Here is an 11,903-nt window from a genome sequence, read left to right on the forward strand (position 1 = left end):
AGAAAGAATATGAAACTGACCCAGGGCTGCTTCTCGTTCCTGCCCGATCTGACTGACGACCAGATCTATAAGCAGGTGCAGTACTGTCTTGCCAACGGCTGGGCGGTGAACATCGAGTTCACCGACGACCCGCATCCCCGCAGCACCTATTGGGAGATGTGGGGCCTGCCGATGTTCGATCTCCAGGACGCCGCCGGCGTGATGATGGAGTTGGCCGAATGCCGCAGGGTGTACGGCGATCGCTACATCCGTGTCAGCGGCTTCGATTCGAGCCACGGCTGGGAATCGGTGCGGATCTCCTTCCTCGTCAACCGTCCGCCGCAGGAAGCCGAGTTCGAGCTGGTGCGGCAGGAGGTCGGCGGCCGCGCGATCCGCTACACCACCGTGCGCAAGCCGGCCGCCCACGCCTCGCAATAGCCTCTCCCTTCCGCACGGAGCACTCCCTGCTCCGTTTCCTTGGCGGACCACTGCTTCGCCGCATCCCCCCGCGGCGAAGCTCTTTTCTTCGAGGTGCCCATGCTCGACGTTCCCCATGCAGCAGCCGCTGAAGGCGGTGAGACCCATTTCGATCTTCGCAAGGAGGCCGAAGCGGCCGGGATCACCGACACGCTGCAACAGCTCGAGCAGGAGCTGATCGGCCTGAAGCCGGTCAAGAGCCGGGTGCGCCAGATCGCGTCGCTCCTGCTGATCGAGCGCATCCGCCAGCGTGCCGGCCTCGCTTCGGCGCCACCGACGCTGCACATGTCGTTCACCGGCAATCCCGGCACTGGCAAGACCACTGTGGCGTTGCGCATGGCGAAAATCCTGCACGGCCTTGGTTTCGTGCGGCGCGGACAGGTGATCTCGGTGACGCGCGACGATCTCGTCGGGCAATATATCGGCCACACCGCGCCGAAGACCAAGGAGATCCTGAAGAAGGCGATGGGCGGCGTGCTCTTCATCGACGAGGCCTATTACCTGCACCGGCCCGACAACGAACGCGACTACGGCCAGGAGGCGATCGAGATCCTGCTCCAGGTGATGGAGAACCAGCGCGAGGACCTTGTGGTGATCCTCGCCGGCTATGGCGAGCGCATGACGAGTTTCTTTGCCTCGAATCCCGGCTTCCGCTCACGCATCGCCCATCACATCGAATTTCCGGATTATGCGGAAGCCGAGCTGCTGGTCATCGCCGAGCTGATGCTGAAGGAGCGTGGCTATCGCTTTTCGGCTGCGGCGCGCGAGGCGTTCGAGAAGTACATCGCGCTGCGCCAGACCCAGCCGTTCTTCTCCAATGCGCGCTCGATCCGCAACGCGGTCGATCGCATTCGTCTGCGGCAGGCCGATCGCCTCGTGTCTGATCTCAATCGTATGCTCGACGTCGCCGACCTCGAGACGATCGATCCCATAGACGTCCTGGCGAGCCGTGTCTTCAGCGGCGGAGCCGATGCGCGGAGTGCAAAGCCATGACCAAGGAGATCGTGATCGCCCCCTCGATCCTGGCGGCGGATTTCGCTCGCCTCGGCGACGAGATCGCGGCAATCGATGCGGCCGGCGCGGACTGGATCCATTGCGACGTCATGGACGGCCACTTCGTGCCGAACATCAGCTTCGGCGCAGATGTCATCAAGGCGATCCGGCCGGTGACGAAGAAGGTGTTCGACGTGCATCTGATGATCGCGCCTGTCGATCCCTATCTGGAGGCGTTCGCGAAGGCGGGCGCCGATGTCATCACCGTCCATGCCGAGGCGGGGGCGCATCTCGACCGTTCGCTCCAGGCCATCCGCGCACTCGGGAAGAAGGCCGGCGTCAGCCTGTGTCCGGCGACGCCCGAAAGCGCGATCGAATATGTGCTCGACCGTCTGGATCTCGTGCTGGTGATGACGGTCAATCCGGGTTTCGGCGGCCAGTCCTTTCTCGAATCCCAGCTCGAGAAGATCGCGCGGATTCGAAGCATGATCGGCGAGCGGCCGATCCGGCTCGAGGTCGACGGCGGCGTCACGCGTGACAATGCCGCTGCTGTCGCCGCTGCGGGGGCTGACACGCTGGTGGCCGGTTCCGCTGTGTTCCGCGGCAAAAGCAGTGCCGATTATGCCGCCAACATCGCGGCCATTCGCGTTGCCGCGGAATCCGGCCGGGTTCCGCAACGGCAGGATAATTCCGCGCTGCCGATGCGGGTCGGAGAGAGTGCGTTGATCCGGTAGACTACGGATGATGAGACCGGTGATGCCGCCGTCGCTGCTCCGGTTGCGCCGAGGCGTGCCACATTTCTCCGGGGTTCCACGGAGAGTGTTGAACAAGCCAATCAATCGTTTCAGGCCGGAGTAACCAACGCGCCCGAGACGAAGATTCGATTAACACCCACGCAATGCGAGGCATCGCAGTCTCCGGTTCGGGACTACGAGAGAGCGTGGGATGCTGATCCAGGATACCTGCAGGCATGAGGCCTGCACGCCGCAAGAGGCGATGGCATGAGCATGCATCGCTTGTTCGCCGAGCAGCTTCGCTGCGCCACGGACGCAACCGGACAGGTCGACGTCGTCAGGCTGGGCGAGCTCGTCAGCGCGGCCTATGAGGTGAGCGATCGCGAGCGGCAGCGCATGATCGATGCACGCGCGCAGACGCACGATGAGGTCGCGCTGGATCTGCTGCGGACCCAGGAGTTCCTCGATACCATCGTCGAGAACATCCCGATCGCCGTGTTCGCGAAGTGCGCAAAGGATTCGCGCTACATCCTGCTCAATCGCGCCGGCGAGGAGTATTACGGCGTGCCTCGCGAGCAGATGCTCGGCAGGACGCCCGAGGAGATTTTCCCGGCTGAGGTCGCCCGCATGGTCAACGAGCAGGACCGCCGCGTCGTCGCCAGCGGCATGCCGATGTTCCTCGAGGAGCACCTGCTCGAGATCGGCGTCAAGGGCCACGACCGCGTCGTCAATTCGCGCAAGATGCTGATCAGCGATGATGCCGGCGATCCGCAATATCTGGTCGGCGTGATCGAGGACGTCACCGAGCGCGTCAATACGCAGGAGCGCATCAGCCACCTTGCGCATCATGACGCACTGACCGACTTGCCGAACCGCAGCGCATTCAATGCGGCGCTGGGCGAGCGGCTGCAGCACGCGCAGCAGGCGTCGGCCGGTTTTGCGGTGCTCAGCCTCGATCTCGACCGCTTCAAGGATGTCAACGAATTGTTCGGCCATCCGGTCGGCGACATGATGATGCGCGCGGCGGCCGAGCGGCTCGCTGCGGAAGCAGATGGGGCCTTCGTCGCCCGTATCGGCGGCGACGAGTTCATGATCCTGATGCCGGACGATGTCTGCCGTGAAGAGGTTCTTGCAACCAGCGAGCGGCTGGTCGAGGCGATCGGCAACGAGCTCGAGGTCGACGACTATCTCTCCCATGTCGGCCTCAGCGTCGGTATCGCGCTCTATCCCAATGACGGCGTAGATGCGGCAACGCTGCTCGCCAATGCCGATTCCGCGCTGTATCGCGCCAAGCGCGAGGGCCGGGGCAGGGTGTGCTTCTTCGAATCCGAGATGGACCGGGAACTGCGCGATCGCAGGCTGCTGCTGCACGATCTGCGGCAGGCCGTCGAGCAGAACGAGCTCCTGCTCTACTTCCAGCCGCAGGCGCGGATGGACGGCGAGATCATCGGCTTCGAGGCGCTGTTGCGCTGGAATCATCCGACCCGCGGCATCGTGCAGCCGGACCAGTTCATCCCGCTGGCCGAAGAGAACGGGCTGATCATCCAGATCGGCGAATGGGTCTTGCGCGAGGCGTGCCGCGAGGCCGCGTCCTGGCCGCGGCCGCTGCAGGTCGCGGTCAATCTGTCGCCGGTTCAGTTCCAGACAGGCGACCTCGAACGGTCGATCCACCGGATCCTGTTGGAGACGGGACTTGCGCCGACACGGCTCGAGGTCGAGATCACCGAGGGCGTGCTGATCGGCGATTTCGCCCGCGCGCTCAATCTGCTGCGGCGGCTGAAGGCGCTCGGCATCCGTATCGCGATGGATGATTTCGGCACCGGGTACTCGTCGCTGTCCTATCTCCAGTCGTTCCCGTTCGACAAGATCAAGATCGACCGCAGCTTCATCTCCGATCTCGAGACGACGCCGAAGTCGGCCGAGATCGTTCGTGCGGTCCTGAGCCTGGCGCACGCCCTGCACATACCGGTCGTCGCGGAAGGGGTGGAGACGGAGGCGCAGCGTGCCTTCCTCGAGTGCGAGGCCTGCGAGGAAATGCAGGGTTATCTGATCGGCCGGCCCGAACCGATCGAACGCTATTTCGATTTGATCGGCATCAACGTCGAACGCCGCCGTTACGCCTAAACCCATCACGAGTTTCAGGCTCGGGTTCGCCCGATAGGAACCAATGTGCGTCGTCCGGTTTCCCTAGAGTTAACCAAGGTTAAGCCGGCTGTGTACGCAGAAAATGTTTTGCACAACCGCCATCGGCGTGACGCAAATCAGGATAATAAGCCCGTGTGAATGCGAGGGAGGGTCTCATGGAGAACGTACGTCGCTACCGCGCGCTGGCGTCCCTCTGTCGCCAGCAGGCGGCCTATCGGCCGCTCCAGAACTGGCAGCTGCTCGGCCAGGCCGAACATTTCGAATATCTTGCCGAGATCGCGCTGAAGGCGCATTTCGACGCGTGCAATGCGCAACGCGAAGACGACGCCATCGCAGCCGCAGCATGGGAGCGACCCGCGGCGGCGTGAGCGTGGGTCCGTTCCGCCCTCGCTAATGCGACATCAGCGTCGGGACCGTCATGGCTTCCAGCATGGCGCGGGTCACGCCGCCGAGAAAGCGCTCATGCAATCGGGAATGGCCGTAGCCGCCCATCACCAGCACATCGAGGCTCTCGTCCGCCGCCAATGACAGGATGGTCGGCTGGATATTGGCGCGCGTGGCCGAAAGGCTGTCCGTGCGCGTCGACAGGCCGCGCCGGCCCAGATGTCTCGCCAGATTGCTCGCGGAAGCCTCCTCGGGAGCGGTGTCGGACTCGTTGATCGCAATGATCACGATCTCCTCGGCGCGTGCCAGCAATGGCGCTGCGTCGCGCATCGCGCGGCTCGCAAGCCGGCTGCCATCCCAGCAGATGCCGACCCGCTTCGCCCTGAATGTCCCGCGGAAGGTGTGGGGAAGGAACAACACCGGACCGCCCGCCTGGAACAGGATTTCGCCCGGCACGTCGTTGTCGAACGACGCCAGCGCCGGATCGGGCTGCAGCACGATGCTGAGATCATGCAGCCGTGCCATTTCGCCGAGGGAGGCAGCTGCATCGACCGGGATCGCACCGAGCGGGTGGCAGGTATAGGAGATCCCGGCGATGGCCGCTCCGCTTTTGAATACCGCGAGCGCCGCCTCGGCCCGTTCCATCGCGCGCTCGCGTTCCATCTCGAACACGGCTGCCACGGCAGCACCACCCTCCATGGCATAAGCAGCCGTGCCCGCGACATAGCCAACGGCGACCGCGTCGATGTGGGCGTTGAGCTTGGCCGCAAGCGAGATCGAGCCGTCGATCAGGGCGCGCATCGGGCGCTCGGTCGGAATGTGGACGAGAATATCCTTGTACATGGTGCGCCTCCGATGGCCATCATCCAATGGGCGCAGTTTTTCACTGCGCGGGGGGCTCGCGTTGAGCTGCATCAAGTGCGCGGCGAGGAAATTTAGCCTGCGGCCGCCCGCCGCGCTTTCTTTGCCAAGATTTAATCGCGTGGACGGGACGCCGTAAGGTGACGGTGTCCATGTTGGGTGCAAGGCGACTTACCCAACATGGACATTTCGACATGATCGATCGCGTCAATTCCGACACCAAAAGCACCCGTACAATTCTCAGGCCGCGCCGGCTCGCGCTGCTCGGCACTGTGGCCGCGCTTGGCGTGGCCGTGCTGGCTGCGTCTCCGGCTTCGACGCCGTTCGGCGTGAACTCCCTGATTTCGCCGGCGCAGGCCGCTGAGAGCGCCGCGACGCCGCCGGGCTTCGGCGACCTCGTCAGCAAGGTCAAGCCCGCCGTTATCTCGGTGCGGGTGAAGATCGACCAGGATAACGACAAGAGCGCGATGCTGCAGCAGAACCGGATGGATCAGGACGAGGATTCTCCGTTCGACCAGTTCCAGCGGCAGTTCGGCTTCCGCGGCCAGGGTGGCATGAATGGCATGCCGCGCCAGCGCCACCAGGTGATCACGGGCGAGGGCTCCGGCTTCTTTATCTCGGCCGACGGCTATGCCGTGACCAACAACCATGTCGTCGACCACGCCGAGTCCGTGCAGGTGACGATGGATGATGGCACGATCTACACCGCGAAGGTGGTCGGCACCGATCCGAAGACCGACCTCGCGCTGATCAAGGTCGACGGCAAGAAGGACTTCCCGTTCGTGAAATTCTCCGACCAGAAGCCGCGGATCGGCGACTGGGTGGTCGCGGTCGGCAATCCCTTCGGCCTCGGCGGCACCGTGACGGCCGGTATCGTCTCGGCCAGCGGCCGCGACATCGGCAACGGTCCCTATGACGACTACATCCAGATCGATGCGCCGATCAACAAGGGCAATTCCGGCGGTCCGGCCTTCGACATGAACGGCAACGTGATCGGCGTGAACACCGCGATCTTCTCGCCCTCGGGCGGCTCGGTCGGCATCGGCTTCGATATTCCGTCCTCGACCGCCAAGCTCGTGGTCGCGCAGCTCAAGGACAAGGGTGCCGTCACCCGTGGCTGGCTCGGTGTGCAGGTGCAGCCGGTGACCGCGGAGATCGCCGACAGCCTCGGCCTGAAGGCGGCGCGCGGCGCCATCGTCGACAACCCGCAGGATGGCAGCCCGGCAGCGAAGGCCGGCATCGAGGCGGGCGACGTCATCACCGCCGTCAACGGGACCGAGATCAAGGACTCACGCGATCTCGCCCGCACCATCGCCACGCTGGCGCCGGGCACGTCCGTAAAGCTCGACGTCGTTCACAAGGGCGACACCAAGACGGTGACGCTCGCGCTCGGCGAACTGTCGAACGAGCGGCAGGCCAAAGGAGGCGATAGGTCTGGTGACGGCAAGGCGCAGCAGGCTCCCGGCACGCCGCGCCTCGGCCTCAGCCTGGCACCGGCCGGCGAGGTCCAGGGCGCAGGTCAGAAGGGCGTCGTGGTCACCGAGGTCGACCCGCAGGGACCGGCAGCGCAGCGCGGCATCCAGACCGGCGACGTCATCCTCAATGTCGGCGGCAAGGCGGTCTCCAATGTCGGTGACGTCCGTTCCGAGCTGGCGCAGGCCAAATCGTCCGGCAAGAACAGCGTGCTGCTGCAGGTGAAGAGCGCTGAGGCGACCCGCTTCGTCGCGGTGCCGCTCGCCTGATTTCCGGATCCAAACGGCAAATTCAAAAGGCGGCCTACGGGCCGCCTTTTTCGTGCATACCTCTCGAGATACCCACAGGCCGCCGATAACATTCTCGTTAACGGCAGCATTGGTGACGGGTTCGTCCGAAAAAGCCGCGTTCGCTCGTCAGACTTTGGAATCGCGTGTTGTGCCTTGGCGGCAATGACGGCGCCGAGGCAAATTGCTGGGGTGGAACTTCGGACGTCCGGCAGCTTTATGGAACCGGCCGGTGGTCCGCATTTGATCGGTGCCGACATGGATCGATTGAAGCTCTCGCTGAAGCTTGCGCTGCTGCTGGCGCCACTCGTGCTGTCGACCGGAAATGCCCTGGGGCGCGACGACGGCCGCTTCACCGACTCACCGCTAAAACCCTGGTTCGACAGCCTGCGCAGCCATCTCGGTCCATGCTGTTCGGACGCGGACGGCGTTGCCGTCGCCGATCCCGACTGGGACTCGCACAATGGACATTACCGGGTTCGTCTTGACGGGGAGTGGGTCGAGGTCCCCGACGAAGCCGTAATTACCGAGCCGAACCGCGCAGGCCGCACCATGGTCTGGCCGGTCAAAACAGCGTTCGGCGTTTCGATTCGCTGCTTCATGCCCGGCAGCATGATCTGACGCCGGGCGGCGTCAGCGCTTGGCGGATTTCCGCTTCGAGCTCTTCTTGGCCGTCTTCTTCTTTGACGTTTTCTTTGACGTTTTCTTGGATGCCTTCTTCGGCACCTTCTTGCCCTTTGCGCGTGCCTCCGACAGGCCGATTGCGATCGCCTGCTTGCGGCTCTTCACGCGACCGCCGCGGCCGCCGGGTCCGCTCTTCGCGGTCCCCTTCTTGTAGCGCCGCATCTCTCGTTCGACATCACTGCCGGCACTGCGTGAGTAGCGGCGTTTCTTTGCCTTGCGTGCCATCAACTCTCTCCCTTGGCCTCGGAAGAGAACAGGAGGGCTGACGCAACGTTCCAAAGGCGCCGGCCGCGGGCCTCAGAAGGAGTTCGCGAGCTCGATCTCCGCTTCAAGCACCTGGATGCGGCGTGCGGCTTCGGCCGAGGACAGGCCGCGATCGTATTGCGCGGGCTGGTAGGCCTCTTCGCTCAGCCGCTTCAGCCGCAGCCCTTGCGCCCGGGTCATCTGCTCCATGAGAAAAGCCTTGGCGTCGTATTTACCCTGAACCTGCATCTCTGCTCTCCACTCTGAATTCGTGACTTGACTATATGTTCTTATTTTGTTCTAACAAGCCATGGACAACAGAATTAATGAAATTCGACGCAAAATCAGCGCCTTGAGGCTGGAGATGGCCGACGTCGAGGCGTCCGTGCGCGATCTCGTCAATCGCGATCGCGACTGCACCGAGCGGGCTCTGACGCAGATGGAGCTGCGCCGGAAAATCAATCTGCTGATCGGCGAATGGAAGGCCGCCGGCGGTGGCGGGGTGTTGCCCGACATCCGCGACCGGGTGCGTCTTCGTGCGCAGAAGAGCGAGAGCAGGGCCGCGCGCCGTTGAGACATGCCACGTCGGTGGCGGATGGAGGCTGGCGGTGGAAGAAGACCCGGACGCCTACCGGATTCTGAAACTCCGCGCCGAGATCCTCGAATTGGGCTCCGCGATCCGGCAATTGCAGCGCGAGGGCCTCGACGATGCCGCGGCCCAGCTCCTGATCACGCGCAAGCGGGCGCGGCTCGACCACCTCGTGAAGACAGCTCCCACAGGCGGCCACCTTAACATCACTGACATTCGACGCAGCTAAAGCGGTCGCGCAACGCGACATGCCGGAGCTCGTCCGTGCTGGAAGCCGAAATGGCCGCCCTGCTGAGGGCGGTGCTCGATGAAGTCTGTGCCGACCTTGCGCCGTCCGAAATGGCGATGCGCGAACGAATTGCCGCACGACTGGGTGATCTTGCTCGGTCGGGGCAATGTTCGGTCGACGATTTGAAGCGCGCCGGCCGGAACGTGCTGACCCGCGCGCCGACGATGTGGCGCTGAGCTCGCTGGCCATGTGCCTCGACTGCCGATCTAGACCGGCATGGCGAAAGCAACGAAAAGCCCCGCGTCGCCGCGGGGCTTCGCATTATATTGAGCCCGCGCTTACTTGCTCATTCCGTTCTGGGGCTTGGTCATGCTGCCACCCTGATCGCTGCCAGGGCCAGCACCGCCTTGGCCTGACGCGTCGGCAGGTACGGTCTTCTTCATGTTGGCGCCTGTCGTCTGCGACGACGAGGTCGATGATTCATGCTTCGCCTTGTGCGACTTGGCCTGCGCGGCGAAGGGCGCGGCAGCGAGGCCGGTTGCCAACATCACGGCGAGAGTGAGCTTGGTCGTGTTCATGCGCGGGAACTCCCTGAGTTGAATTGACGCAGGCAGAGCCAACCGCTCATTGCCGAGGGAGTTCCGAACCAAAGAGCGCATTGCGCTTCACGCGCGCTTCAAGATTCCTTGTCCTCGTTGAGGATGAACACGACGCCCGTCAGCGCCGCACCGATGGCAAACGTCGTCACCATCGTGCCGACAAAGACGAAGGCTGCCGCATGGCCGCCGTGATTCAGCAATTCTGCGACCGCGGGATTGGCCAGGATCAGTGCAAGTGTGAAGACCAGGCCGAGTGCCGCGCCCATCATCGCGTGTGTCATCAGCTTGATGATGCCGGTGGGAGAGATCAGGCTTGGCGATCTATTTGGCGACCTGTTTGGCGACTTTTTTGTGCGCATGGAACTGCCGATCGATCTGGCACGCCAACGCGCGTCGTCGTCGCGGGTTCCATTTTGCATGAAGGAATTGTCATCCCCCGCTTCATCCGACGTTCATGCCGATCTTGCCAGGATGAACGGCATCAACACGGGAACATTCGCTATGGGTAAGGTGGTCTTTCTTTATCGCTCGCTGGCCTACCGTAACGCAGCGGCCGACATGTTGCGCAAGGCGCGCAAGCTGCCGCGCGGTGCAGAGCGCAGCGCAGCCCGCCGCTACGCGACGGCGTTGCGCGATCTCGCGCAAACGGAGGCCTGGCTCGAGGGGCGTGTCGCCGATGAACCTCAGCCGATGTTACGGCTGAAGGTCGCTGCGTCGCGCTAACCCGACGCGCGCTGAAGTGCGGGGGAGGTGCTGGCCTCGAACTTGTCCTGCGTTGCCGATGTTGCCGCGCTCTTGCGTATCAACGGCACATTGAGGCGGCACAACAGGCCCTCCGAACGCCAGTCGAACTGAGCCTGTCCGCCGAGCTGGGATTCGACACTGGCCAGCAGGCTTCTCGTGCCGAAGCCTCGCGACTTCGGCGTCCTGACCAGCGGCCCTCCGGTCTCCTCCCAGGTCAGGATGAGAAGATCGTTCTCGACCTGCCAGCCGATCGCGAGCCGCCCCGACCGGGTGGAGAGCGCGCCATATTTCGCCGAATTGGTGAAGAGCTCGTGCAGCGCAAGCGCCAGCGTCTGCGCTGTCGCCGGCAGTAACTGCACCTCGGGACCCGCGAGCTCGATCTGTCCGCCGAGCGAGTAGGGCGCAAGCTCCTCCTCGATCAGCTTGGAGAGCTCGGCGCCCTGCCAGCTCGACAGCGACAGGATGGTGTGCACGCGCGCGAGCGCATTGATGCGCCCCTCGACGGCATGGACGTAAGCCTTGACCTCGTCGGCACGGGTGAGGCGCACGATCGACTGTGCCAGCGCCAGCGCATTCTTGGCGCGGTGATCGACTTCGCGCGCCAGCAGGTTCTGCCGTTCCTCGGCGCGCTTGCGTTCGGTGATATCGACCGTGACGCCGCTCACCCGCACCACGCGGCCGCCCGGATCCACCGTTGCGGCCGCCGTGCCGACGCACCAGCGCACCTCGCCATCGGGCCTGCAGACGCGAAACTCTCCTTCATAGGCGTGCGCACCGGTATTGAACGCGGCAATCGCCTGGCCGAACTGGTCGACGTCATCGGGGTGCAGCAGCGCCTGGATGTTGGCCGAGGTGACGTTGAAGGTCTCCGGCGTCACGCCGAAAATGCGGTACTGGCCTTCGTCCCACATCCAGTCGCCATTGACCCAATCCCAGTCCCAGGATCCCATCTTGCCGGCGGCAATCGCCATGCTGCGCCGCTCTTCGCTCTCGCGCAGCTTTGCGGTGGAATTCTCGAGCTCGGCCGTGCGGGCGCGGACGCGATCCTCGAGATCCTGGTTCAGCCGTTCGAGCTCGCGTGTCTTGCGATAGAGCTCGGCAAAGACCTTGACCTTGGCCCGCAGCACTTCCGGCACGACGGGGACCGGCACGTAGTCGACCGCGCCCATCTCGTAGCCGCGCAACCGGTCGATGTCGCTGACCTGGATTGCCGAGATGAAGATCATCGCGGTCTTCTGGAAACGCGGATGCTCGCGGATCATCGCGGCGAGTTCGAAGCCGTCGAGCTCGGGCATGCAGACGTCGACCAGGATCACCGCGATCTCGGTCTTGAGCAGAACCTCCAGCGCGTCGCGGCCGGATGAGGCGATCACGAGGTTCTCGCCGAGTTCCTTCAAGATCACCTCATAGGCGAGCAGCTTGGCCGGCTGGTCGTCGACGAGGAGGATATTGACCTTTTCGTGGTCCATTCTCGGATCCAGC

Annotated in this window: 17 protein-coding genes; 11 read left to right on the plus strand and 6 right to left on the minus strand. The window is 63.9% G+C overall.

Annotation, left to right across the window (positions count from 1 at the left end):
- Positions 1 to 9 precede the first annotated feature (9 nt).
- The 5 genes from NLM32_RS13845 (at position 10) to NLM32_RS13865 (ending at position 4,696) form a co-directional block, all read left to right on the plus strand.
- The gene (locus tag NLM32_RS13845) at positions 10 to 417 is read left to right on the plus strand and encodes a ribulose bisphosphate carboxylase small subunit (protein ID WP_254129527.1); all 408 of its coding nucleotides are present in this window, start codon (positions 10 to 12) and stop codon (positions 415 to 417) included.
- Positions 418 to 516: 99 nt separating this feature from the next.
- A complete protein-coding gene (gene cbbX / locus NLM32_RS13850) occupies positions 517 to 1,449 on the plus strand; it encodes a CbbX protein (RefSeq protein WP_254129528.1) in 933 nt (310 codons plus the stop codon).
- The gene (rpe, locus tag NLM32_RS13855; protein WP_254129529.1) at positions 1,446 to 2,183 is read left to right on the plus strand and encodes a ribulose-phosphate 3-epimerase; all 738 of its coding nucleotides are present in this window, start codon (positions 1,446 to 1,448) and stop codon (positions 2,181 to 2,183) included. Before cbbX ends, rpe begins: the two co-directional genes overlap by 4 nt.
- A gap of 267 nt (positions 2,184 to 2,450) precedes the next feature.
- Positions 2,451 to 4,307, plus strand: coding sequence for a bifunctional diguanylate cyclase/phosphodiesterase (locus NLM32_RS13860; protein WP_254129530.1), 1,857 nt, complete (start codon positions 2,451 to 2,453; stop codon positions 4,305 to 4,307).
- 176 nt (positions 4,308 to 4,483) lie between these two features.
- Positions 4,484 to 4,696 (plus strand): hypothetical protein, encoded by a 213-nt coding sequence (locus tag NLM32_RS13865; protein WP_254129531.1) that lies wholly within the window; start codon positions 4,484 to 4,486, stop codon positions 4,694 to 4,696.
- A gap of 22 nt (positions 4,697 to 4,718) precedes the next feature.
- Here the strand turns inward: NLM32_RS13865 and NLM32_RS13870 are convergent, their stop codons facing one another.
- Entirely contained in the window at positions 4,719 to 5,555 is an 837-nt protein-coding gene (locus NLM32_RS13870) for a universal stress protein (RefSeq protein WP_254129532.1), read from the minus strand.
- A 212-nt stretch (positions 5,556 to 5,767) separates the two neighbouring features.
- Here NLM32_RS13870 and NLM32_RS13875 point away from each other — a divergent pair, with 212 nt between their 5' ends.
- Positions 5,768 to 7,315 carry a Do family serine endopeptidase gene (locus tag NLM32_RS13875; RefSeq protein ID WP_254129533.1) on the plus strand — a complete coding sequence of 516 codons (1,548 nt, stop codon included), beginning with the start codon at positions 5,768 to 5,770 and terminating at the stop codon, positions 7,313 to 7,315.
- Between the two features lie 276 nt (positions 7,316 to 7,591).
- Positions 7,592 to 7,954 carry a hypothetical protein gene (locus NLM32_RS13880; protein WP_254135299.1) on the plus strand — a complete coding sequence of 121 codons (363 nt, stop codon included), beginning with the start codon at positions 7,592 to 7,594 and terminating at the stop codon, positions 7,952 to 7,954.
- 12 nt (positions 7,955 to 7,966) lie between these two features.
- On the opposite strand, the gene NLM32_RS13885 is transcribed toward NLM32_RS13880, so the two are convergent.
- Both NLM32_RS13885 and NLM32_RS13890 read right to left on the minus strand, forming a co-directional pair.
- A complete protein-coding gene (locus NLM32_RS13885) occupies positions 7,967 to 8,242 on the minus strand; it encodes a DUF6496 domain-containing protein (RefSeq protein WP_254129534.1) in 276 nt (91 codons plus the stop codon).
- A gap of 72 nt (positions 8,243 to 8,314) precedes the next feature.
- Positions 8,315 to 8,509 (minus strand): DUF3072 domain-containing protein, encoded by a 195-nt coding sequence (locus NLM32_RS13890; RefSeq protein ID WP_200472691.1) that lies wholly within the window; start codon positions 8,507 to 8,509, stop codon positions 8,315 to 8,317.
- A 115-nt stretch (positions 8,510 to 8,624) separates the two neighbouring features.
- Between NLM32_RS13890 and NLM32_RS13895 the strand changes: the two genes are divergently transcribed.
- The 3 genes from NLM32_RS13895 to NLM32_RS13905 are packed head-to-tail and all read left to right on the plus strand — an operon-like array spanning position 8,625 to position 9,314.
- The gene (locus NLM32_RS13895; protein ID WP_254129535.1) at positions 8,625 to 8,834 is read left to right on the plus strand and encodes a hypothetical protein; all 210 of its coding nucleotides are present in this window, start codon (positions 8,625 to 8,627) and stop codon (positions 8,832 to 8,834) included.
- 34 nt (positions 8,835 to 8,868) lie between these two features.
- Complete coding sequence (locus tag NLM32_RS13900) at positions 8,869 to 9,078, plus strand: hypothetical protein (protein WP_254129536.1); 210 nt, start codon at positions 8,869 to 8,871, stop codon at positions 9,076 to 9,078.
- 35 nt (positions 9,079 to 9,113) lie between these two features.
- A complete protein-coding gene (locus tag NLM32_RS13905) occupies positions 9,114 to 9,314 on the plus strand; it encodes a hypothetical protein (protein WP_254129537.1) in 201 nt (66 codons plus the stop codon).
- A 102-nt stretch (positions 9,315 to 9,416) separates the two neighbouring features.
- Here the strand turns inward: NLM32_RS13905 and NLM32_RS13910 are convergent, their stop codons facing one another.
- Both NLM32_RS13910 and NLM32_RS13915 read right to left on the minus strand, forming a co-directional pair.
- Positions 9,417 to 9,656, minus strand: coding sequence for a hypothetical protein (locus tag NLM32_RS13910; RefSeq protein WP_254129538.1), 240 nt, complete (start codon positions 9,654 to 9,656; stop codon positions 9,417 to 9,419).
- A gap of 98 nt (positions 9,657 to 9,754) precedes the next feature.
- A complete protein-coding gene (locus tag NLM32_RS13915) occupies positions 9,755 to 9,958 on the minus strand; it encodes a hypothetical protein (RefSeq protein ID WP_254129539.1) in 204 nt (67 codons plus the stop codon).
- 7 nt (positions 9,959 to 9,965) lie between these two features.
- Between NLM32_RS13915 and NLM32_RS13920 the strand changes: the two genes are divergently transcribed.
- Positions 9,966 to 10,400, plus strand: coding sequence for a hypothetical protein (locus NLM32_RS13920; protein ID WP_254135300.1), 435 nt, complete (start codon positions 9,966 to 9,968; stop codon positions 10,398 to 10,400).
- Here NLM32_RS13920 and NLM32_RS13925 read toward each other — a convergent pair.
- Complete coding sequence (locus NLM32_RS13925) at positions 10,397 to 11,890, minus strand: sensor histidine kinase (protein ID WP_254129540.1); 1,494 nt, start codon at positions 11,888 to 11,890, stop codon at positions 10,397 to 10,399. The genes NLM32_RS13920 and NLM32_RS13925 overlap by 4 nt on opposite strands.
- Positions 11,891 to 11,903 lie beyond the last annotated feature (13 nt).

The organism is Bradyrhizobium sp. CCGUVB14 (assembly GCF_024199935.1).
GTDB lineage: Bacteria > Pseudomonadota > Alphaproteobacteria > Rhizobiales > Xanthobacteraceae > Bradyrhizobium.

Coding starts and splice junctions, on each gene's coding strand:
- NLM32_RS13885 (WP_254129534.1), bottom strand. CDS start 8,242: ATGGCACGCAAGGCAAAGAAACGCCGCTACTCACGCAGTGCCGGCAGT.
- NLM32_RS13890 (WP_200472691.1), bottom strand. CDS start 8,509: ATGCAGGTTCAGGGTAAATACGACGCCAAGGCTTTTCTCATGGAGCAG.
- NLM32_RS13925 (WP_254129540.1), bottom strand. CDS start 11,890: ATGGACCACGAAAAGGTCAATATCCTCCTCGTCGACGACCAGCCGGCC.
- NLM32_RS13875 (WP_254129533.1), top strand. CDS start 5,768: ATGATCGATCGCGTCAATTCCGACACCAAAAGCACCCGTACAATTCTC.
- NLM32_RS13845 (WP_254129527.1), top strand. CDS start 10: ATGAAACTGACCCAGGGCTGCTTCTCGTTCCTGCCCGATCTGACTGAC.
- rpe (WP_254129529.1), top strand. CDS start 1,446: ATGACCAAGGAGATCGTGATCGCCCCCTCGATCCTGGCGGCGGATTTC.
- NLM32_RS13910 (WP_254129538.1), bottom strand. CDS start 9,656: ATGAACACGACCAAGCTCACTCTCGCCGTGATGTTGGCAACCGGCCTC.
- cbbX (WP_254129528.1), top strand. CDS start 517: ATGCTCGACGTTCCCCATGCAGCAGCCGCTGAAGGCGGTGAGACCCAT.
- NLM32_RS13880 (WP_254135299.1), top strand. CDS start 7,592: ATGGATCGATTGAAGCTCTCGCTGAAGCTTGCGCTGCTGCTGGCGCCA.
- NLM32_RS13920 (WP_254135300.1), top strand. CDS start 9,966: ATGATGCCGGTGGGAGAGATCAGGCTTGGCGATCTATTTGGCGACCTG.
- NLM32_RS13865 (WP_254129531.1), top strand. CDS start 4,484: ATGGAGAACGTACGTCGCTACCGCGCGCTGGCGTCCCTCTGTCGCCAG.
- NLM32_RS13915 (WP_254129539.1), bottom strand. CDS start 9,958: ATGACACACGCGATGATGGGCGCGGCACTCGGCCTGGTCTTCACACTT.
- NLM32_RS13870 (WP_254129532.1), bottom strand. CDS start 5,555: ATGTACAAGGATATTCTCGTCCACATTCCGACCGAGCGCCCGATGCGC.
- NLM32_RS13895 (WP_254129535.1), top strand. CDS start 8,625: ATGGCCGACGTCGAGGCGTCCGTGCGCGATCTCGTCAATCGCGATCGC.
- NLM32_RS13860 (WP_254129530.1), top strand. CDS start 2,451: ATGAGCATGCATCGCTTGTTCGCCGAGCAGCTTCGCTGCGCCACGGAC.